Origin of the sequence: Microcella alkaliphila (assembly GCF_002355395.1) — a bacterium.
GTDB lineage: Bacteria > Actinomycetota > Actinomycetes > Actinomycetales > Microbacteriaceae > Microcella > Microcella alkaliphila_A.
On record NZ_AP017315.1, the window covers coordinates 709,485 to 730,114 of the forward strand.

Genomic DNA, 20,630 nt, shown 5'->3' on the forward strand with positions numbered 1-20,630 from the left:
ATGGCTGAGGGTTCGGGGGCCGGTACTGCCCTACTGATTGCGCTCGCAGCCGTGCTCTGGCTGTGGTACCTGATTCCGCTGTGGCGCCGGCGGCGCGAATATCTCGCGACCGAGCGCAACGCGATCCGCTTGCAGCAGACGCTGCGCATCATGGCGCAGACGACCGAGCTGCCCGAGCCGGTGCGCGCCGAGTTGACGGCGCGCGAGGCGGCGGCGCAGCAACGCTCGCTTGCCGCCCGTCAGCGCGAGGAGGCGGCGATCGCTCGCGCTCGTGAGGTCGCCGCGCAGCGCGCGCTGCGTGCCCGCTTGGCGGCGCAGGCCCCGGGCCTCGTCGCCGAAGTGGATGCTGCGCGCACCGGCCAGCGTCGGCTTCGCCGTTCGCGGGCGGTCACCACGCTCGTGACGTTCCTGTCCCTTGTCGGCATCGTCGTGTCGGCGGGCCTGGGTGCGTGGGCGTGGACCGCCTTCGCCTCGGTCGTCGTCATCAGCGGCGTCGTGCTGCTCGTCGGGCTCGCCCGGGCGGGCCGCCGCAAGTCGGCCGTCCTCGCCGGCACCGGCTCGCGAGCGGGAGCCGGCAGCGACTTCGTCGACCTCGCGCCGGCCACGGAGGGCCGCCGGGCCCCGCGCCAGTGGACTCCCGTCCCGCTGCCGAAGCCGCTCTACCTCGACACGGCCATCGACGTCGCCCCGCGCCCCGAGCTGCGTCGCAGCGCGATCGACCACGCCGCGGTGCTCGCTGCCGCGGCGGCCGAGGCCGAGAAGGCGCAGCGGGAGGCGGCCGCGTCGGCCGCTGGGCCTGTGCCGGCAGCGCCTGCCGCGACCCCGGCCGCGGCTGCCGCAGCACCCGAGCCGGCCGCCGAGCAGCCGAGTCGCTTCGCAGCGATGGGCATGCTCGACGGGCTGCCAACGCGCGCTCCCGACCTCGACGAAGTCCTCGAGCGGCGCCGCGCCGCAGGCTAACCGACGGCGATCTCGAGGGCCAGTCCGTGTGCATCCGGCCCGTTTCTCGGTGATAAGGTTGACGTCGTTCTAGGGCCTGTGGCGCAGTTGGTAGCGCGTCTCGTTCGCAATGAGAAGGTCAGGGGTTCGATTCCCCTCAGGTCCACCAGTTCGCGAACTACATCTCTTCGTGGGTCTCCGGGTCGCCACCGAACAGGCGCCCGTCGGGCCGGCCGAGCGCGGTGATCGCCGACACCTCGGCGTCGCTCAGGGTGAAGCCCCCGAGCTCGAGGTTCTCGCGCTGCCGCTCCGGGTTGCCCGACTTCGGGATCGGCAGTGAGCCGATCTGCTGGTGCCAGCGCAAGATCACCTGGGCGGGCGTCACCCCGTGCGCCGCGGCCGCCGACGCGACCGGTGCCGACTCCTTTACGGGAGCAGCCTTGCCGAGCGGGCTCCAGGCCTCGGTGACGACGCCGTGCTCGGAGTGGAAGGCGCGCAGCTCCTCCTGCGGGAAGAACGGGTGAAGCTCGACCTGGTTGACCGACGGCATGACGCCGGTCTCCTCGGCGACGCGCGTCAGGTAGTCGGCCGTGAAGTTGGAGACGCCGATCGAGCGCACGCGGCCCTCCTCGCGCAGGCGCACCATCGCGCGCCACGCGTCGACGTACTTGTCGACGTTCGGGTTCGGCCAGTGGATCAGGTACAGGTCGAGCACGTCGAGTCCGAGCCGCTCCATCGAGCCGTCGAACGAGCGCAGCGTCTCGTCGTAACCGTGATCGCGGCCCGGCACCTTTGTGGCGACGATGATCTCGTCGCGCGGAACGGGAGTTTCTGCGATGGCGCGACCCACAGCATCCTCGTTCTGGTAGTTCACGGCCGTGTCGATGAGGCGGTAGCCGAGCGAAAGGGCGCTCAGCACCGCGGCCGTTCCCTCCTCGCCGCGCAGCGGGTACGTGCCGAAGCCGATATCGGGCAGGGTCGTTCCGTCGTTCAATTCAGGCATGGATGCACGCTATCGCGCCCTCCTCCGGCCCTGTACAGGGTGCCCAGCCGGGCGTACCATCGGGGGCCATGGAGACCGACGAGGGTCCACGCGTCATCCGCCGCAGCGACGGAGACGTTACCGGCGAGCCGGGATCACTCGATCGCTTCATCGTCGAGAGCGCGGCGAGCGGGGGCCGAGTCGCCCTCGTCGAGCACACTCTGGCGCCGCGCGTGCTGGCAGCCCCGGTGCATCGGCATTCTCGCGAAGACGAGTACTCGGTGGTGCTCGCCGGCACGCTCGGTGTCATCGACGAGGGCGTCGAGGTGACCGCGACGGTCGGTGATGTCGTCGTGAAGCCACGAGGGCGCTGGCACACGTTCTGGAACGCCGGCGACGACGAGCTGCGCGTCCTCGAGATCATCGTGCCGGGCGGGCTCGAGCAGATGTTCCGGCTCTTGGCCGAGCCGGGCGGCGAGTACTCGCCGGAGACGCTTCCTGCCCTGGCGGCCGAATACGGTGCGGAGGTCGACTTCGAGGCGACGATGCCGCTCGTCGAGCGCCACGGGCTCGTCCTCTAGGTGCCCGACCCGCTAGTCGCGGCGTGCGTACGACAGCTGCACGAAGCCGTTCTCGAACCGCTTCTCGTTGGTCAGGGTCAGGTCGAGGCGCACGCCGTCGGGAAAGATGGGCAGGCCGCCGCCGATGATCACCGGGCAGAGCATGACCTCGACGACGTCGACGAGGCCCAGGCGAAACGCGTCGGCGGCAAGCGTCGGCCCCTCAATCGTGAGGTCGCCCTCGGATTCCGTACGCAGTCGCTCGACGAGCTCTCGGCTCAGGGCGCGCTCCAGGCGCGTTCGGCTCGTGTCGACCCGATCGAGTGTTCGCGAGAAGACGACCTTCTCGGCCGCAGTCCACGCGGCGGCGAACTCCGCCGAGGCGGGCGAACCCTCGGCATACGTCGGGTCGGTCTCCCACCCGCGCATCGTTTCGTACATTCGCCGCCCGTACAGGAACGTGCTGACGCCCGCGAGGTCGGCAGTAAGTGAGGCGACCGCCTCCTCCGACGGAAACGCCCACGAGAAGTCGCCGTCCGCATCCGTCATATAGCCGTCCAGGGACGCGATGACCGAGTAGATGATGCGTGACGACTTCGCCATGGTGTGCCTCCTCGCGACGAACTTATTGTCGTCAGAGGGCACGGCGCTGTCGAGGGGTGGTCGGTGTCGGCGCACGCGAGTAGCCTCGCGCCATGGCCGCCGACACCCGAGACTCTCTCGACCCGTCACTCATCGACTGGATGCTCGCCACCGACCCGGCGCTGGCCTGGCAGGTCGAACGCGACCTGCTCGGCGCGCCGGAGGATATGTGGCAGGCCACGCGGGCGCGGGTCGCGACCGATGGGCTAGGGGCGCGGATGCTCGCCCACCAAGACCCCGACGGCCAGTGGGCGGGTGGCGCCTACTTTCCGGGCGGCTTCGACTTTCACGGCCCCGAGGCCGCGCCCGGCGCGGGTCAGCCCTGGACCGCCACGACGTGGTCGCTGAACACCCTGCGCGAGTGGGGTCTCGACGCGTCGGCGCTCGCCGGCACGGCCGAGAAGCTCGACGCGAACAGTCGGTGGGAGTACGACGACCTGCCCTACTGGGGTGGCGAGGTTGACGCGTGCATCAACGGCTTTACGCTCGCCAACGGCGCCTGGCTCGGCGCCGAGGGCTCGACGCGCTCCAGCTTTCACTCGACCCTGAACGCGCTGAAGGGCATTCTCGACTGGGAGATCCGCACCGGCGACGACCGGCTGCGCGAGGTGCGGCACCGCGGCGAGCAGTACCTGCTCACCCGGCGCCTGCTGTACCGCGCGTCGACGGGGGAGAAGGTCGGCCCCTGGGTCGACCTCTTCGGTTACCCCTTCCGGCACGTGTACACGGCGCTCAATGCGCTCGACTACCTGCGCCGGGCATTCCTGCATGACGGCGTTCCACCCGATGAGCGCGCCGCCGACACGGTCGCGATCGTGCGCGATGCCCGCCAGGGCGACGGCACGTGGCTGCAGGGCAGGCGCTATGCGGGCGCCGTGTGGTTCGAGATCGACGTGCCCGTCGGCCGACCCCGCAGCCCGGTGAACTCCTGACAGTTCCTGCCACGCGGCGCGTCCGGGTAGTCTGACGGAAAAGCTTTGCCTGCTTTCAGTGTGCTCGACCCGATCGGAGCCCCATGTCGAACGCTTCGGACACCACGCTTCGCGCCCCCGCGGCCGTGCACGCCGCCAGCGTCGACGAGACCTACGCGGCTCTCACCGTCACGGCCGATGGGTTGAGCGCCGACGAGGCTGCCCGCCGACTCGAGAGGGTTGGCCCGAACCGTTTGCCCGAGAAGGCACCCGACCCGGCGTGGAAGCGCCTGCTGCGGCACTTCAACGACGTTCTTATCTACGTGCTGCTCGCGGCCGCCGTGCTGAAGGCGTTCCTGCTCGACTGGGTCGACGTGGGCGTCATCCTCGCGGTCGCCATCATCAACGCGCTGATCGGCTTCATTCAAGAGGGTCGCGCCCAGCGCGCCCTCGACGGCCTGCGCAGCATGCTGTCGGTGCGCGCTCAGGTGCGCCGCGACGGCGAGTGGGTCGGCACGAACGCCGAGAACCTCGTGCCCGGCGATGTGGTGCGTGTGAAGTCGGGTGACCGCATCCCGGCCGACATCCGCATCACTCACTCCACCGAGCTGCGCGTCGAAGAGGCGGGCCTGACGGGCGAGTCTGAGCCCGTCACGAAGAGCGCCGACCCGGTCGACAAGGCCTCGGGCATCGGTGACCGCACGTCGATCGGCCACTCCGGCAGCCTCGTCGTCAGCGGCCGCGGCACCGGTGTCGTCGTCGCGACCGGCGCCGAGACCGAGATCGGTCGCATCAACACGATGATCGAATCGGTCGAGCAACTGTCGACCCCGCTTGAGCGCAAGATTCACCGCTTCAGCGTTCTGCTGGCTCGCATCATCTTGACCGTTGCGGTGCTGCTGATCGTGTTCGGCTTTGCGGTGCACGACTACCCCGTGCCCCTGTTGCTGACCGTCGCGGTGACTTTCGCGGTCGCGGCGATCCCCGAGGGCCTGCCCGCCATCGTGACCATCACGCTCTCGTTAGGCGTGCAGGCGATGGCTCGCCGCAACGCGATCACCCGCCGGCTCGCGTCCGTCGAGACCCTCGGATCCGTCACCGTCATCTGCTCGGACAAGACGGGCACGCTCACAAAGAACGAGATGACCGTTGAGCGGGTCGTGACATCCGAGGCCACCTACGACGTTGACGGAACGGGATACGACCCGAGCGGAGGCATCCGCCGCGACGGCGCTGAGGTCGACGTCACCAGAGAGGATGCTCTGCGCCAGTTGATCACGGTCATGGCCGTTGCCAACGACTCGGGCCTCCGAGAGAAAGCTGGCGCGTGGTCGATCGTCGGCGAGCCGACCGAGGGCGCCCTCGTCACGCTCGCGCACAAGGCGCAGGCCGTTCCCGAGGGGTTCGAGCGCCTCGCGGCTGTTCCCTTTGAGTCAGAGCACAAGCTGATGGCGACCCTCGACCGCGGCCTCGACGGCGACGTCACGGTGCACGTGAAGGGGGCGCCCGATCGGGTGCTCGACCGCTGCGTCGCACAGCTCGGGGCGAACGGCGACACTGAGCCGCTCGACGTCGACTTCTGGCGCGAGCGCATCGCCGAGCTCAGCGCTGATGGCCTGCGGGTGCTGGCGGCGGCGCAGCGTGCCGCCGAACCCGACACGAGCGACCTCGCGCTCGCGCACCTCGACGACGACCTCGTCTTCGTTGGCGTCGTCGGTATCCTCGACCCGCCTCGCCCCGAGGCGATTGAGGCGATCGACGACGCGAAGCGAGCCGGAATACGCGTGAAGATGATCACGGGAGACCACGCCGGAACGGCGACGGCGATCGGCCGCCAGATGGGCATCATCGACCCCGACGACGACCACGCCGACGAGGCCATCACCGGTGCCGAACTCGACGCCGCCAGTGACGATGAGCTGCGCGACATCGTGCAGCGGTACGACACGTTCGCCCGGGTGAGCCCCGAGCACAAGCTGCGCATCGTCGAGGCGCTCCAGGCGCACAACGAGGTCGTCGCCATGACCGGCGACGGCATCAACGACGCGCCCGCTCTGCGCCGCGCAGACGTTGGCGTGGCCATGGGCATCAAGGGCACCGAGGCGACCAAGGAAGCCGCCGAGATCGTGCTCGCCGACGACAACTTCGCCACGATTACGCGCGCGGTCGAGGAGGGCCGGCGCACCTTCGACAACATCGTGAAGTCGGTTGTGTTCCTGCTGCCGACGAACGGCGCGCAGTCGCTCGTGCTGCTGGTCGCCGTGCTGCTCGGCCTGTCGATCCCGCTCGCCCCGGTGCAGATCCTGTGGGTCAACCTCATCGCGGCCGTCACCCTGTCACTCGCCCTCGCGTTCGAACCGGCCGAGGCCGACGTCATGAAGCGCGCACCGCGCATCCCGGACAGCCCGATCGTCGGCGCGGCCCACCTGATCCAGATCGCACTCGCCTCGCTGCTCATCGGCGGGGGAACCCTTGCCATGTATTACCTCGCGCGTGGACAGGGCGTCGACGACCCGCAGGCGCAGAGCCTCGCCGTGACCACCCTTGCGGTCGCGCAGATCGGCTACCTGCTGACGTGCCGCAACCTGCGGGGGGCAACGGTGTCGCCAGCCCAGTGGTTCTCGAATCCCATCGTGTGGCTGTCGATCGGCGGACTGCTCGTGCTGCAGGCGCTGTTCGTGTACGCGCCGTTCATGAACACCCTGTTCGGCTCGGCCCCCCTGCCCGCCAGCTCGTGGGCGCTCGCGTTCGCGATCGCGGCCGCCGTGTACGTCGCCATCGAGGTGACGAAGGCGATCACGCGCCGACTCATGCCCGAGGCGGCACCGCGATGACGGACACCCTGTGAGCGCCGCGGTCAGTGTCGCCCTGATCGTGGCGGCCTTCATCCTGTTTGCCTGCATCCTGGCGGGGCTGTGGCGCGCCGTTGCGGGCCCGACGATCGAAGACCGGCTCACCGCGTTCGTGCTGTTGGGCGCGGGCGGTGCCGCCCTGTTCATCGTGCTCGCGGCGATCGCCGACCTGCCGGCCCTGCGTGACATCGCGATCGTCGTCGTCGGCCTGGCCACCATCGTCGCGGTCGTGTTCACTCGGCGGTCGGTGCGCTGATGGTCATCGTCGACGTGCTCGTCATCACCCTGCTCGCGGCGGGTGTCTTCTTCGTTGTCGCGGGCACGGTGGGGCTGCTGCGCTTCCCCGACCTCGCGAGCCGCTTGCACGCGGTGTCGAAGGCCGACGTCCTCGGCCTCGGACTCATCGCCACCGCGCTCGCCCTGCACCTTCTCATCACCGAACCGGGATGGGCAGCGGTCGGCGTGGTGGCGAAGCTGGCCCTCATCTGGATTCTCGCCCTCATCGGCACCGCCGCGAACGCCTACCTCATGGCGGGCAGCAGGCGGCGGGCCGAGGTAGAGACGGAGGAGGAGCCGTGACGGTCATCGCCTTCTCCGACGTCGACGTGCTCGACGTGCTCGTCGTGGCGGCCGTCGCCGTCACCGCGATACTCGCCATCGCGATTCCTCGCCGGGTCGGCGCGACCATCGCCTTCCTCGTCTTCGGCCTGCTGCTCGCGCTGCTCTGGGCACGTGTCGCCGCGCCCGACGTGGCGATCGCCGAGGCGGCGCTCGGCGGTGGGGTGGCGGGGGCGCTGCTGGTCGATGCACTTCACCGGCGACAGCCCGCGCAGCCGAAGCGCGACCATCGTCGCGCGGTGGCGATCACGGCGGTCGGCGCCGCGCTCGGTGCGGTGACGTTCGCCGCCCTTGCGACCGTGCTGTCGCGTCTCACGGCGGAGCCCGCCGACCTCGGGCCGCTCGCCCTGGAGGCCGTCGAGCGCAGCGGCGTGAGCCACCCCATCACCGCGGTGCTGTTGAACTTCCGCAACCTCGACACGCTGCTCGAGATCGCGGTCGTCGTGTTCGCCGCGGTGGGTGCCGCGGCGCTGTCGCGTGACCGCATCCGCACCGTGACCGACCCGGGCCCGGTTCGGCGCGTCATCGCCGTCATCATCGTGCCGGCTCTCGTGCTGCTCGCCGCCTGGCTGCTCGTGGCCGGAACCAGTGAGCCCGGCGGAGCCTTCCAGGCCGGTGCCGTGCTCGGTGCCGCGCTCATCATCGCCCACCTGTGCGGGGTGCGCGCCGCCCGCGCGGCCGGAGGGCGCGCGCTCGTGCTCGTCGTGGCGGGCCTGCTGGCGTTCATCCTGCTCGGCGGCATCGGGCTCGCGGTGACGGGAACGTGGCTCGCGCTCGACCTCAGCTGGGCGTTCGCGGCCATTCTCTCCATCGAGACCCTGCTCACCGTCAGCATCGGGGTCGCGCTCGCCATGCTCTTCCTGGCCGCCGGCTCGCGCGACGATGCGGCGGCCGTCGACAGCGCGGCAGCCGCCCCAGCCCTGGGGGGTGCCGCGTGACCACCCTGCAGCTGTTTATGTATGCCGGTGCGTTCATCCTCGTGGTGGGGGTTGCCGCGACCCTGCTGGTACGCGACCTGATTCGCCGCCTGATCGCCCTCAACGTCGCCTCTGGGGGCGTCATGCTGCTGTGGTTGGCGCTCGCCGATCGCGGCGACGGCGAGCCCGACCCCGTGCCGCAAGCCCTCGTGCTCACGGGCATCGTCGTCATGGCGGCCGTCACGGGCATCGCCATCGTGCTGGCGCGACGGGTCGAGCAGCTCGACGACGACCTCGAGGAGGTCGAGCAGTGATGTCGGCCGCAGCCCTCGTGCTCGCGCCCGTCTTTCTGCCCCTCGCGGTCGGCGCGCTGTCGGCCGTGCTGCCTCGGCGAGCGGCGGCGACGCTGACGGTCATCGCGGCCGCCGCCACGCTGATGTTCGCCGTGTTGCTGGGCATCGCCGTGCTCGACGCGGGCCCCGTGCGGCTGGAGGTGGCTGGCTGGGCGCCGCCCGTCGGAATCCTTCTCGCCGCGGACGGGCTCTCGGTCGTCATGATCGGCCTGTCGGCAACCGCGGTGCTGGCTGCTGCGCTCGTTGCCGCCGCCGACGACCACTTCGCGGGAGGGCACGCGTTCTGGCCGCTCGTTGGTGCGGCGGCCGCGGCCGTCAACGGCGTCTTTGTCACGCGCGACGTGTTCACCGCCTTCGTGCTGTTGGAGCTGTTGACCATCGCATCCGTCGCGCTTGTCGCCCTGGGGGGAGCGCGATCGGCCGCAGCCGCCCTGCGCTACCTCTTCGTTGCCGTGACCGGCTCGCTGTTCTTCCTGCTCGCGGTCGCCCTCACGTACGGGCACACCGGCACCGTCGACCTGGCGCAGGCCGCCGAGCGCGCCGATGACACCGTCATCGTCGGGGCGATCATCGCGCTCACCGTGGTTGGCATGGCCGCGAAGACGGCGCTGTTCCCGTTGCACTCGTGGCTGCCGGCCGCCCACCCCGCTGCCCCGACGGCGGTCAGTGCGCTGCTCTCGGCGCTCGTGATCAAGGCGTCGATTGTGATCCTGTGGCGCATCGTCGAGTACTTCGGCCCGCTCACCGACCTCGCCGCTCCGCTCGCGACCGCCGTGGGCGTAGCGGGCGCCGCCGCCGTGCTGTGGGGCGGGGTGCTCGCGCTGCGACGCGACCGCCTGAAGTCGATCATCGCCTACTCGACGGTCGCCCAAGTCGGGTACATGGTGCTGCTGGTGCCGCTCGTGTTCACCGCGAGCGACCCGCAAGTGGCCTGGATCGGCGGCATTCTGATCACTCTGGCTCACGGCGTCGCGAAGGCCGCCATGTTCCTCGCCGCCGGAGCGCTCGCCGCCGCGGCCGGCACCGGTCGGCTCGACGGGCTCGAGGGCACCATCAGCCGCATGCCGTGGACGGTCGCCGCGATCGGGCTCGCCGGCGTCAGCCTCGCGGGGCTTCCGCCCACGCTCGGCTTCGTCGGCAAATGGATGCTCGTGCAAGCCTCGCTCGACGCGGGCGCCTGGTGGTGGCTGGCTCTGCTCCTCGGCGGCGGGCTGCTGACCTTCGCCTACACGGCGCGCATGCTGCGAGCCACCTTCAACCCGCCCGGTGACTTCTCGGGCGCCCGCGAGCTCACCCGGCCCGCGCGCACCGTGGCCATCGTGCCGCTGGCGCTCGCCGCCCTGTCGGTGGTGCTCGGTCTCATTCCGTGGCTGCTCATTGATGTTCTGAGTGCTGCGCCGATGGGAGGTGGCGCATGAACGATGACACGGTTACCGTGATGAGCGCGCTGCCGGTCGTGCTTCTGCTGACGTCGCTCGTGCCGGCGATGCTGATCTTCGCGCTGCGCGAGAAGCGGACGGTACTGCGCACCACCCTGAACCTCGCCGGCGCGATCGCGAAGGTTGTGCTCGTGATCGTGCTGATTCCGCGCGTCGTGGCGGGCGAGGAGCTACGCGCCGAGTTCACGTGGATTCCCGGGCTCGACATCGTATTCGTCACCGACACGTTCTCGCTGTTCTTCGTCGCGCTCTCGGCGGGCCTGTGGTTGGCGACGACGATCTACGCCGTCGGCTACCTGGAGGGCTCGCCCAACCGCAGCCGGTTCTTCGGCTTCTTCAGCCTGTGCGTCACGGCCACGGTCGGTATCGCCCTGGCCGGCAACCTGCTTACTTTCCTGATCTTCTTCGAGCTGTTGACGCTCGTCACGTACCCGCTGGTGGCGCACCGCGGAACGCGGGCGGCCCTGCGCGGCGCCCGCATCTACCTCGCGTACACGCTCGGCGGCGGCGTCGCCCTGCTGCTCGGCGTCGCCTGGCTGACCCTCGAGGTTGGGCCGGTCGAGTTCCGTGCCGGCGGTATCCCCGAGGTGGCGGAATTCGCCGCCCGCGACCCGCTCACCGCGACGGTGATCGGCGCGGTGTTGTTGCTCGGCGTCGGCGTGAAGGCCGCGCTGTTCCCGCTGCACGGTTGGCTACCGATTGCCATGGTGGCCCCCGCGCCGGTGAGCGCCCTGCTGCACGCGGTGGCCGTGGTGAAGGCCGGCGCCTTCGGAATCATCCGCATCGTCGAGGACGTTTTCGGCCTGGCCCTGTTCGCCGAGCTCGGGATGCTGCAGGCGCTCGCCGTCGTCGCCTCCGTCACGATCGTCTACGGGTCCGTCCGCGCGCTCGCGCAGGACGACCTGAAGAAGCGCCTCGCATATTCGACGGTGTCGCAGGTGTCGTACATCGCGCTCGGCGCGGCGCTGCTGTCGCCGATCGCCACCGCCGGGGCGATCGTGCACATGGTCAACCAGGGCTTCATGAAGATCACGCTGTTCTTCTGCGCCGGCCTGTTCGCCGAAGAGCTCAAGCTGTCAAAGGTCAGCCAGCTCGCCGGGGTCGGCCGACGGATGCCCATCACGAGCGCCGCTTTCACCATCGCCGCGCTCGGCATGATCGGGCTGCCGCCGTTCGCCGGCTTCATCTCGAAGTGGGCGCTCGGGCTCGGTGGGCTCGACGCGGGCCAGCCGTGGGTGATCGCCGTGCTGCTGACCAGCACGGTGTTGAATGCCGCCTACTTCCTGCCGATCATCGCGACCATCTGGACGTCGCCGCGATCAGAGTCGGAGGGCAGCGATGAGGGCACGTTCCCGGTACCCGCCCGGCGTTCGGGCTGGGAGGCGCCCGCGAGCCTCCTGCTGCCCGCGGTCGCGACCGCGCTCTTCGTCATCCTGTTTGGCGTCGCCGCCGGCTGGGGCTACTCGCCCTGGGTTCTCGCGCAGATCGTGGGGGAGGGAGCATGGCCGTGATGTGGACTCTCTCCTTCGTCGTCCCGCTTCTGGTGGCGGCGACGATCGCCGCGCTGAGTCTCGGGGCGGGCGAGGCGCGTGCCCGCGCCCGCGAGCTCGTCGTGCAGTACGCGTGGCTCGCGGTCGTGCCGACGGGCATCGTCGCGAGCCTCGACGACGGCGCGCTGAAAACGGTCGACTGGATGCTGTTCGGCACCGCGATCCGCCTCGATGAGGTGGGGCGCCCGCTCGTGCTGCTCGCGGTCATCCTGTACGGCATCGCGCTGGCGTTCGTGCCACGGTCGATCTCCGAGCGCCCCGCCGGGCTGAACGGCTTCCTGCTGCTGTGCTTCACCGCGAACGTGGGGGTCTTCGTTGCGGCGAACCTCGTCACGTTCTACCTCGTGTTCGCCGCCATGAGCTTCCTCGGCTACGCGATCGTCGTGCACGACCGCACGACCTCGGCGCGCCGGGCCGGCGCGGTGTACCTCGTGATGACGGTGTTTGGGGAGTCGGCCGTGCTGGGCGCATTCCTGCTCATCGCGTCCGAGGGCGTCACCGACGTTATCAGCGTGCCTGCGGCGGTCGCCGCATCAGACGCTCGAGACGTCATCGTGGCGCTGCTCATCATCGGCTTCGGGGTGAAGGCCGGCATGATTCCGCTGCACGTGTGGTTGCCCCTTGCCCACCCCGCCGCGCCGAGCCCGGCCAGCGCCGTGCTGTCGGGTGTGATGCTCAAAGCGGGAATCATCGGCCTGCTGCGCTTTTTGCCGCTCGGCGAGGGGGCCGCCGAACCGCTCTGGGGCGGTCTGCTCGTCACGCTCGCCCTCGTCGGGGGGCTGCTCGCTGCCGTCGTCGGCGTGCTGCACGACAACCCGAAGGTGATTCTCGCGTACAGCAGCATCGGCCAGATGGGCTTCATTACCGCGCTCATCGGTGCGGCACTGCTCGAGCCGGCGATCGCGCCCGCGGCCATCGCCGCTGCCGTCGTCTACAGCGTCGCCCACGGGCTGATCAAGGGCGCGCTGTTCTTCAGCATCCAGGTGTGGGATCTCAGCCGCGCCCCCACGTGGGCTGTCGTCGTGCCCCAGACCGTGGCCGCGCTGGGCCTTGCCGGAGCGCCGCTGACGGCGGGCTTCATCGCCAAGTACGTGTCGAAAGAGTCGCTCGGAGACGTCGCATTGCCCGGCCTTCCGGTGGTCGCGCTCGCCGACATCCTCCCGTGGTTTGCCGTCGGGTCAACCGTGCTGCTCGCCCGATTCGCCATCGCCATGAGCCGCCGAACGCGCCGCCGCACCGCCGGAAAACCGATCAGCACCGCGGCCTGGGCGGTGCTGGCGCTCGCCGCGGCCGCCCCCGTGTGGTGGCTCGCGACCGGGTTCGCACCCCCGCTCACCGTGCCCGGCTGGTTCTCGCCCGGCCCCGTCGTCGACCAGTCGTGGCCGTTCCTGCTCGGGATCGCCCTCGCGCTGGCCGCGGCCGCGCTCGCGCGTCGGCCGCGATTCCGGGATGCTCGCCTGCTGCATCCACGCGGAGACATCGTGCCCGAGGGCGACATCGTGGTGCTGCTTGAGCGGGCTGCCGGTGGCACGATGCGGGGCGTGATCCGCGCATCCGGAGTTCTTGGGGCGACGCGCGACGCGCTCGTGGAGCGCGTGCGGCGGGGGCCGTCGGCGATGCTGGCGATCGATGGCCTGCAAGCGCGGCTGGGAAGCTGGGTGATCTCGGGCGCGCTCGCCGCCGCCGCGCTTGCTGCCGCCCTCGTGTTCGTGGCGATGGGCGGAGGGGGAAGCTGATGGTCGTGTCCATCCTGGTTCGCACCGTGGTGATCGCGGCGGCGTGGTGTGCGGTGACCGAACTGCGCCCTTCCGCGCTCGTCTATGCGCTCGCGGCCGTGCCCATCGGAGTAGCCGCGACCTACATGGTGACGGGGCTGCCTAGACGAGGACGCCCGCTCGGATTCAGTCGCGGATTCACGGCGACGGCGGCGAGCCTGCGTTTACTCGGCTGGTTAGCACGCAGCGCCATCGCCGGCGGAGGTGACGTCGCACGCCGGGCGTTGTGGTTGCCGCGCCCCGACGTGGACCCCGCATGGGTGACCCGGCGCACCAGCCTCGCGACGGCTGCCGGGCGTGTAACCCTGGCGCTCGCCACCAACCTGACACCCGGCACGCTCAGCGCGCGCATCGACGGGGACGAGCTGGAGATTCACGTCATCACGACGGAGCTCGACCTGGACGCGGCGCTCGCCGCGCTCGAAACCCGCATCGCCGCCATCGAGCGCGCTCTGTCTTAGTGGGCGAGCGTCACCTTCAATACGACGACGACCCCGGCGGCGAGCGCCAACGCGATGCCGCTCCACAGGGTGCGCGCCGTCGGCCGGCGGCCGCTCAGGCGCGCGACGTCAGTTCCGAGAAGCGAAAACTGCAACACGATCCAGCCGCCGGCGATGAGCTGGGCCGCCTCGGTCGGCAGCGAGGTGAACATCGGAAGCAGCAGCACGACGGTCGGGGTGATCCCCGCGAAGAGGATCGGCGTGGAGTCGCGGGCCTCCTGCAGCCAGTGGTCACGCTCGGTGCCGCGCGGGTGGCCGATCTGCTCGCCGACGCGGTGGGCGAGCACATGCGCGAGGTAGGTAGTGGCTGTCGTCGCGGCGACGACGAGGGCGGCGTGACCGTCGACGATCGTTTCGCCGTTGGCGAGCGCGATCGCCCCGAGCACGAGGGTTCCGCCGTACACGTATGCCGCCAGGCGCAGTCGCATTCGCTCGACGGGCAGTGACGTTCCCCGGCGCGCGAGCAGCCAGCGCGGCAGTCGGGTTGGCAGCTCGACAGTGCTCACTCTGTCACTGTGCCACGCGCGTGCGATCGGCGGAACATCCGAAGCTGCCCGGACGTTACCCCGGTATGACCCTCAGCCCTGCCCCCTACGCTGGAGGGGTGACCGAGGCCGCCCCGTTCTCCTCCGCTGAGCTGGAGCACATTCGCGCGCAGTTTCCGATTCTGCGCCGCGACCTGTACGGGCATCCCCTCGTCTACCTCGACTCGGCGGCGACCGCGCAGAAGCCGACTCGGGTCATTGAGGCGGAAGCCACCTTCTATCGTGAGGCGAACGCCGCCGTGCACCGTGGCGCCCACACGCTTGCCGGCGAGGCGACCGAGCTCTACGAGGATGCTCGGGGCACTGTCGCACGCTTTTTGGCCGTCAACGACGACGAGGTCATCTTCACGTCGAACGCTACCGAGGGCCTGAACCTGATCGCGTACGCGATCGGGAACGCGAGCCTCGGTCGCGGGGGAGCGGCGGCCGCTCCGTACGCGCTGCGCGACGGCGATGAGATCGTCGTCACCGAGCTCGAGCACCACGCGAACCTCATCCCGTGGCAAGAGCTCGCCGCCCGCACGGGCGCGACCCTCCGATTCATCCCGGTGGACGACAACGGGGCGATCGACGTCGACGCCGCAACGGGCGTGATCGGGGCGCGCACGCGCATCCTCGCCGTCAGCCACGTGTCGAACGTGACCGGAGCGCACTCACCGCTCGACCGGCTCGTGCCGTTGGCGCGCGCCGTCGGGGCGCTGGTCGTGCTCGACGCCTGCCAGTCGGCGCCGCACCTGCCGCTTCGGCCACGCGAGCTCGACGTCGACGCCGCGGTGTTCAGCGGTCACAAGCTCTACGGCCCGACCGGCATCGGCGTGCTCTACGGTCGCGCTGAGCTGCTCAACGCGCTGCCGCCCTTCCTCACGGGCGGGTCGATGATCACGACCGTTACGATGGAGGGCGCCGAATACCTGCCGGCACCCCAGCGCTTCGAGCCCGGCACGCCGCGCATCGCGCAGGCGATCGGGCTGGCCGAGGCGATCCGCTTTGTCGACGAGTTGGGTTTCGACCGCATCGCTGTGACCGAGCACGAGTTGGGCGCACGGTTGCTCGACGGGCTCGCTGAGGTGCCGGGTATCCGCGTGCTCGGCGCCGATATCGACGCGCCCCGGGTTGCGCTCGCGAGTGTCGTCGTCGACGGCGTGCACGCACACGACGCCGGCCAGGTGCTCGACAACGTCGGCATCGCCGCGCGCGTCGGCCACCACTGCGCGCAGCCCCTGCACCGCCGCCTCGGAGCGACGGCGAGCCTGCGCGTCAGTGCCGGCGTGCACACCACGGCCGACGAGATCGACCAGGCGGTCGCCGCCATCGCGGGCGTTCGCGACTTCTTCGGATTGACGGGAGAGAACGCATGAGCGGACTCGAGCAGCTGTACCAGCAGATCATCATGGACCACTCGAAGTCGCCGCACGGCTACGGGCTTGCCGAGGGCGATGTGACGAGCCACCAGCGCAATCCTGTCTGCGGCGACGAGGTCACGCTGGCGCTGCGCTGGAGCGCCGACGGCACGCGCGTCGAGGAGGTCGCCTGGGAGGGCTCGGGATGCTCGATCTCGCAGGCGAGCGCCTCGCTGTTCGCGACGCTCGCGGCCGAGGACGCCGACGCCGGCAACGCGTGGACCCCCGACGACCTGCAGGCCTTCATCGACGAGTTCCGCGAGGCGCTGCGCTCGCGCGGTCAGATCCCGCTCGACGAGGAACGCTTCGGTGACGCAGCCGCATTGAGCGGCGTCTCGAAGTTCGTCGCCCGCGTGAAGTGCGCGATGCTCGCCTGGGTCGCGGCCGAAGACCTGCTGACCCGCAAAGCCGCTGCGGGGTGACCACGTCGGGAATGTTTCCCCCGCTGTCATTGAGGATCACTAGAGTCGGCACATGACCGACGATGACATCCAGTTCGCCCGCCTCTTCCAACGCTTCCTCGAGCGCACGACGCAGCTCGCCGTCGACGGCGCCCCGCAGCGCACACCGCTGGGCGACCGACTGAGCGAGCACCTGGGCATCGACGCCGCGGGCCTGTCTGTCGTCGACGAAGACATCCCCAGTCACCGCCTCGCCGACCTTGAGTTGGCATTCGATGCGCTCGGACCGGGGGTCGACGTCATCGGTGTCGGCGGCGGTCAGAACAAGTACTTCGAGCGTTTCGCCGACATGATCGCGCACCCGCACTTCCACTACGCCCCTGCGCAGGTGGACTACACGACCGTGGCGGAGGGTCCCGGAAACTCGCGGATGGCGGTGGCCTTCGGCGTGCGACTCCTCGAGGTCGATGGCGAGAAGGTCGCCGTGTTGCAGCGAACCGCGGACCCGCAACGCGGGGTGCCGACCGCGCGCATTGAGGTGCTGGCGCGTGAACCGCAACTCGCCTCGTCGGCGATTGCGCGCATCCGCGAACTGATGGATGCACGGAGTGCTTTGCGCGGTCAGGTTCTGACGTTCGGGCATCACCCCGACAACTACGGGCAGGTCACCGCGCAGTTCCGCGAACGTCCGCGGGTGGACGCGGAGGCGATCGTGTTGCCGGATGGCGTGCTCGATCGCGTGCGGCGACACGTACTCGGGGTCAGGGAGCACGCCGAAACTTTGCTCGCTCAGGGCGGCCACCTGAAGAGGGGCGTGCTGCTCTATGGTCCTCCCGGCACCGGCAAGACCCTCACGGCATCACACCTGGTGAGTGAGGCGCAGGGCGTGACGTGCATCCTGCTCACCGGCGCCTCGATCGCGTTCATCTCCGAGGCCGCTGCCCTGGCCCGGTCGCTTCAGCCGAGCCTCGTGGTGCTCGAAGACGTCGACCTCGTCGCCTTCGACCGAGACATGCATTCTGGCGGCGGTCAGCCACTGCTGTTCGCCGTGCTCGACGCACTGGAGGGCCTTGACGGTGACGCCGACATTGCCTTCGTGTTGACGACCAACCGCGTCGAGGTGCTGGAGGAAGCGCTGGCGCAACGCCCGGGGCGCGTCGATCTCGCCGTCGAGCTGCCGAGGCCATCAGATGCGGAGCGGCGGCGGCTCTTCGCGCTCGCCGCGCACAACGCCCCGTTCAGCGCCGCGGCCGTCGCCACCGCTGCAGACCGTGCAGAAGGAGTGACCGGGTCGTTCGCCAAGGAGCTCGTGCGACGGGCCCTGTTGACGGCGGCGAGCGACGGGCGAGAGCCCTCAGACGACGATCTTGCCGACGCGCTCGACGCGCTGCTCTCCGAGGCGGAGGCGCTGTCGTCCCGCATGCTCGGCGGGCCGGGTGGGCCCGATGACGGAGGGCACCATATTCACCTCTCGAGCCACTTCTCGTAGGGGCTGCACCGGGCTCTTGGCGTGTCGGGGCGACCCGGCATACTATCGAGCATTCGAACACACGTTCGAATGCGGGTCGTGTGTCGCGGCACCGCGTCAGCCTGACCCGTGCCGGAGGTGAGGCGAATGGCCCACGCCATCCGCACAGCAACAGGAGCAGAGCGTGCGCCCGAGCAGGGGCACCGCGCTTCGCCCGACATTGATGCCGTCGTGTGGTCCGATGACGCCGGCCGCCCGCTGCGGTTGATCTGGCAGGGGCGCCGGTGGCGGGTCACCGACCGGCCAACGGTGATCACCGCGCCGGTGTCATGGTGGTGGCGCGTCGCGAAAACCTACCGCTGAGGGGCGGCGCGCGTCACGACTCGTCGATGAGTCGGGCCAGGTGGGCGATGAACCCCGCGAAGTCACCGCTATCGCGTGCGAGCCCCGCGACGTCTCGCCGTGCGGCGAAGACGTTCACGAACTGGTCGAACAGCGGCTGAAAGCGGGCGCGGCCATCGGCACTGAAGGCGATGAACGCGACGACGGAGACGCGTGCATCCCCCCATGTCACGGGGTTCGGGCACAGCGCTAGTGCAATCGCGGTGCGGTTGGCGGTGAGCCCCATGGCGTGCGGCACGGCCAGGGTTTCCGTGAATGCCGTGGACGACATACGTTCCCGCTCGAGTGCTCCCTCGACATACGCCTCGTCGGCCGCGCCGACCTCCACGAGCGCCGCACCGAGGCCGCGGATGATCGACTCGGGGTCGTCGCCGGGCGGAGTGGCGAAGAAAAGACGTTCGTCGAAGTACTCCAGCAGCTCGTCCGCGATGCCGGCTCGGCGACGTTGGCGGCGTGCCCGCGATGCGGCCTGCCGGATCGCGTCGATGTCGTCGTCCGTGAGGAAGGGTTGCACAACGACAACGCCCTCGCGCACCGCCCCCGTCGGCACTGTGGTGATGACCAGTTCGCTCGCGAGGTCGCGCGGATCGACGTCGGATCGGGTCACCACGTACTCGATCGTGAGCTGATCGCCCAGTTCCTCCTCCACCTTCTTCCGCAGAATCTGGTGCAGGTCGTAGTAGCTCGGGCAGACGATCGAGCACGTGACCCGTTGCTCCCGACGCGATGCGCGCTCCAGGTGCGAGCCGAGGTGCAGGGCGATGTACGAGATCTCGTCGTCGTCGACCGTGATGTCACGCTCGCGCTGCACGATCGAGGCGATGAACACGGCGATGTCGAAGATGAGCGGGTACGAACTCTTGATCGAGCGCGTCAGCGGGTTGCGGCTGCGGGCGTTATCGCGGGCTCGAGCGACGAGGTTGCCGAGGTGAATCGCGAAGCGCGTCATGAATGCGTCGTCGCGAAAATCGACCGAGTACTCGTCGAGCACCTGCGTGACGATGCGGTCGACGGTGTCGCGGTCATCCGGGTCGATGACGGGAGTCTCGGCCGCGCGGTTGCCCGGCGCAACGACGCGCGTGACGAGAAGGCGCGCCAGGTACTCGAGGTCGGCCGCATTCAGCTCGACGTCGTAATGCTCGTGAGTGAGTCGACGCAGAACATCGACGACCGCCACGTGCTGCGGGTCGGGATGCACGTTCGCATCCGACAGGTGCTGATCGCGTCGCGCGCGGTCAACCGCGATCGCGATGTGCAGCAGAACGGCGTCGACCCCGTACTCGTTGACGAAGAACCCCTCGGCCTCGAGCGCCTGCATCAATTCGGCCTTGAAGGCGCCGAGCGCTGTCAGCCCAAACTCGTTTTCGAGTGCATCAAGGTCGATGACCCCCCGCGAGCTCTCGGCCTGCAGGAGGCTGCTCAGCAGTCGGCGGCGCGAGCCCTCGGTTCCGATGAGACGCACGCGGCTGCCGGTGCGCTCGAGCGAGGCCCCGGCCGTGTCGGCGATCGTCTTGACCTTGCGCAGGTCGGCCTCGAGGGTCGACTCGCTGACGAAGAGGGTGTCGGCGAGGGCGAACACATCGATTCCGTCGTCGAGCTCGGTAAGCCGACGAACGAGATGGTGCACTCGCTCCTGGGGCGTTCCCGCGATGTCGCCCCGGGTGCGGGCCCGGTCGAGGAACTCGCCGTACGCCTCACGGTTCAGTCGGTAGCCCGACGTCGAGGCAATCACGATTGGCAGCGGCTGAGCGGCGGTCTTCGCGGCAGCGACGTAGCTGCGTACCGAGCGGGTGGTCACGCCCAGATCGTCGGCGAGCTCCGACGCCGTCACCCAGTCGTCGGCCTGCGCCAGGAGCTCGAGCATGCGCTCGTACTTGTCCGCCATCGTGCGTTCACTGTAGGTGATTGCGCCGCACGGCACACGATTTCCGCAGGGGAGGAAACACGTCTGTTGGCGACCCGATGCCCGCAATGCGCACCATGGGAACACGAGCGGGGCATCCCGTCTCGTGCCCGTCGACAACCCGCACCGCCCGCATGACTCGCAAGGAGGCGACCGTGACCTATCGCGTCGGCCTCGTGTGCGCGGCGGGGGTGTCGAGCACGTTCCTCGCCCACGGTTTGCGTGCGGCCTTCGCCGACGCCGACCTCCGGGCGGTCGAGCTCGAACCGATGTCGGCCGACCGCGCAGTCGCCGCCGACGTTGACCTGCTCTTGCTCGCCCACCACCTGCGGGGCGCCGCCGACGAGCTGCGCACCGCGACGGCCGCCCCGATCGTGCTGCTGACCACCGACGACCGGGCGGCCGTCATTGACGATGCGATCGGCGAAATTGCCCGCCGCGTCGCCGACACCGCTCCACTGGAAGGACCCTGA

General features: G+C 69.8%; 21 protein-coding genes and 1 tRNA gene. 18 read left to right on the forward strand and 4 right to left on the reverse strand.

Going from position 1 to position 20,630, the window contains the following annotated elements; genetic code table 11:
- Together CPY97_RS03435 and CPY97_RS03440 are read left to right on the forward strand one after the other, a co-directional pair.
- Positions 1-960: a hypothetical protein gene (locus CPY97_RS03435; protein WP_096420801.1), complete on the forward strand. Its 960-nt coding sequence runs from the start codon at positions 1-3 to the stop codon at positions 958-960.
- 72 nt (positions 961-1,032) lie between these two features.
- Positions 1,033-1,108, forward strand: a tRNA-Ala gene (locus CPY97_RS03440).
- Positions 1,109-1,117: 9 nt separating this feature from the next.
- Here CPY97_RS03440 and CPY97_RS03445 read toward each other — a convergent pair.
- A complete protein-coding gene (locus tag CPY97_RS03445) occupies positions 1,118-1,942 on the reverse strand; it encodes an aldo/keto reductase (RefSeq protein ID WP_096420802.1) in 825 nt (274 codons plus the stop codon).
- A gap of 68 nt (positions 1,943-2,010) precedes the next feature.
- Here CPY97_RS03445 and CPY97_RS03450 point away from each other — a divergent pair, with 68 nt between their 5' ends.
- Positions 2,011-2,502: a cupin domain-containing protein gene (locus CPY97_RS03450; protein ID WP_096420803.1), complete on the forward strand. Its 492-nt coding sequence runs from the start codon at positions 2,011-2,013 to the stop codon at positions 2,500-2,502.
- Positions 2,503-2,514: 12 nt separating this feature from the next.
- Here CPY97_RS03450 and CPY97_RS03455 read toward each other — a convergent pair whose 3' ends face one another.
- Entirely contained in the window at positions 2,515-3,084 is a 570-nt protein-coding gene (locus tag CPY97_RS03455) for a dihydrofolate reductase family protein (RefSeq protein WP_096420804.1), read from the reverse strand.
- 92 nt (positions 3,085-3,176) lie between these two features.
- On the opposite strand from CPY97_RS03455, the gene CPY97_RS03460 reads away from it, so the two are divergent.
- The 10 genes from CPY97_RS03460 to CPY97_RS03505 all read left to right on the forward strand — a co-directional run bounded on the left by CPY97_RS03460 (position 3,177) and on the right by CPY97_RS03505 (position 13,999).
- Positions 3,177-4,055 carry a squalene cyclase gene (locus CPY97_RS03460; RefSeq protein WP_096420805.1) on the forward strand — a complete coding sequence of 293 codons (879 nt, stop codon included), beginning with the start codon at positions 3,177-3,179 and terminating at the stop codon, positions 4,053-4,055.
- An 83-nt stretch (positions 4,056-4,138) separates the two neighbouring features.
- The gene (locus tag CPY97_RS03465) at positions 4,139-6,868 is read left to right on the forward strand and encodes a cation-translocating P-type ATPase (RefSeq protein ID WP_096420806.1); all 2,730 of its coding nucleotides are present in this window, start codon (positions 4,139-4,141) and stop codon (positions 6,866-6,868) included.
- 10 nt (positions 6,869-6,878) lie between these two features.
- Positions 6,879-7,142 carry a pH regulation protein F gene (locus tag CPY97_RS03470; protein ID WP_096420807.1) on the forward strand — a complete coding sequence of 88 codons (264 nt, stop codon included), beginning with the start codon at positions 6,879-6,881 and terminating at the stop codon, positions 7,140-7,142.
- Entirely contained in the window at positions 7,142-7,465 is a 324-nt protein-coding gene (locus tag CPY97_RS03475; RefSeq protein WP_096423310.1) for a cation:proton antiporter, read from the forward strand. Before CPY97_RS03470 ends, CPY97_RS03475 begins: the two co-directional genes overlap by 1 nt.
- Positions 7,462-8,442 carry a hydrogenase subunit MbhD domain-containing protein gene (locus CPY97_RS03480; protein ID WP_161494052.1) on the forward strand — a complete coding sequence of 327 codons (981 nt, stop codon included), beginning with the start codon at positions 7,462-7,464 and terminating at the stop codon, positions 8,440-8,442. The genes CPY97_RS03475 and CPY97_RS03480 overlap by 4 nt, the downstream gene beginning before the upstream one ends.
- Positions 8,439-8,735, forward strand: coding sequence for an NADH-quinone oxidoreductase subunit K (locus CPY97_RS03485; protein ID WP_096420809.1), 297 nt, complete (start codon positions 8,439-8,441; stop codon positions 8,733-8,735). Before CPY97_RS03480 ends, CPY97_RS03485 begins: the two co-directional genes overlap by 4 nt.
- The gene (locus CPY97_RS03490; protein WP_096420810.1) at positions 8,735-10,192 is read left to right on the forward strand and encodes a complex I subunit 5 family protein; all 1,458 of its coding nucleotides are present in this window, start codon (positions 8,735-8,737) and stop codon (positions 10,190-10,192) included. The genes CPY97_RS03485 and CPY97_RS03490 overlap by 1 nt, the downstream gene beginning before the upstream one ends.
- Positions 10,189-11,724, forward strand: coding sequence for a complex I subunit 5 family protein (locus CPY97_RS03495; RefSeq protein ID WP_231924022.1), 1,536 nt, complete (start codon positions 10,189-10,191; stop codon positions 11,722-11,724). Before CPY97_RS03490 ends, CPY97_RS03495 begins: the two co-directional genes overlap by 4 nt.
- Positions 11,724-13,499, forward strand: a complete 1,776-nt coding sequence (locus tag CPY97_RS03500) for a complex I subunit 5 family protein (protein ID WP_231924121.1) — start codon at positions 11,724-11,726, stop codon at positions 13,497-13,499. The genes CPY97_RS03495 and CPY97_RS03500 overlap by 1 nt, the downstream gene beginning before the upstream one ends.
- Positions 13,499-13,999, forward strand: a complete 501-nt coding sequence (locus tag CPY97_RS03505; RefSeq protein ID WP_096420812.1) for a Na+/H+ antiporter subunit E — start codon at positions 13,499-13,501, stop codon at positions 13,997-13,999. Before CPY97_RS03500 ends, CPY97_RS03505 begins: the two co-directional genes overlap by 1 nt.
- On the opposite strand, the gene CPY97_RS03510 is transcribed toward CPY97_RS03505, so the two are convergent.
- Positions 13,996-14,544 carry a hypothetical protein gene (locus tag CPY97_RS03510; protein WP_096420813.1) on the reverse strand — a complete coding sequence of 183 codons (549 nt, stop codon included), beginning with the start codon at positions 14,542-14,544 and terminating at the stop codon, positions 13,996-13,998. The two genes, CPY97_RS03505 and CPY97_RS03510, sit on opposite strands and share 4 nt — an antisense overlap.
- Before the next feature lie 65 nt (positions 14,545-14,609).
- Between CPY97_RS03510 and CPY97_RS03515 the strand changes: the two genes are divergently transcribed.
- The 4 genes from CPY97_RS03515 to CPY97_RS03530 all read left to right on the forward strand — a co-directional run bounded on the left by CPY97_RS03515 (position 14,610) and on the right by CPY97_RS03530 (position 18,215).
- On the forward strand, positions 14,610-15,941 hold the full coding sequence (locus CPY97_RS03515) for a SufS family cysteine desulfurase (protein WP_096420814.1): 1,332 nt from the start codon (positions 14,610-14,612) through the stop codon (positions 15,939-15,941).
- Complete coding sequence (gene sufU / locus CPY97_RS03520; RefSeq protein WP_096420815.1) at positions 15,938-16,405, forward strand: Fe-S cluster assembly sulfur transfer protein SufU; 468 nt, start codon at positions 15,938-15,940, stop codon at positions 16,403-16,405. Before CPY97_RS03515 ends, sufU begins: the two co-directional genes overlap by 4 nt.
- 52 nt (positions 16,406-16,457) lie before the next feature.
- Positions 16,458-17,873 (forward strand): AAA family ATPase, encoded by a 1,416-nt coding sequence (locus tag CPY97_RS03525; RefSeq protein ID WP_096420816.1) that lies wholly within the window; start codon positions 16,458-16,460, stop codon positions 17,871-17,873.
- Positions 17,874-17,999: 126 nt separating this feature from the next.
- Positions 18,000-18,215: a hypothetical protein gene (locus tag CPY97_RS03530; RefSeq protein ID WP_096420817.1), complete on the forward strand. Its 216-nt coding sequence runs from the start codon at positions 18,000-18,002 to the stop codon at positions 18,213-18,215.
- A 13-nt stretch (positions 18,216-18,228) separates the two neighbouring features.
- On the opposite strand, the gene CPY97_RS03535 is transcribed toward CPY97_RS03530, so the two are convergent.
- Entirely contained in the window at positions 18,229-20,139 is a 1,911-nt protein-coding gene (locus CPY97_RS03535) for a BglG family transcription antiterminator (RefSeq protein ID WP_096423312.1), read from the reverse strand.
- 173 nt (positions 20,140-20,312) lie between these two features.
- On the opposite strand from CPY97_RS03535, the gene CPY97_RS03540 reads away from it, so the two are divergent.
- A complete protein-coding gene (locus tag CPY97_RS03540; protein WP_161494054.1) occupies positions 20,313-20,630 on the forward strand; it encodes a hypothetical protein in 318 nt (105 codons plus the stop codon).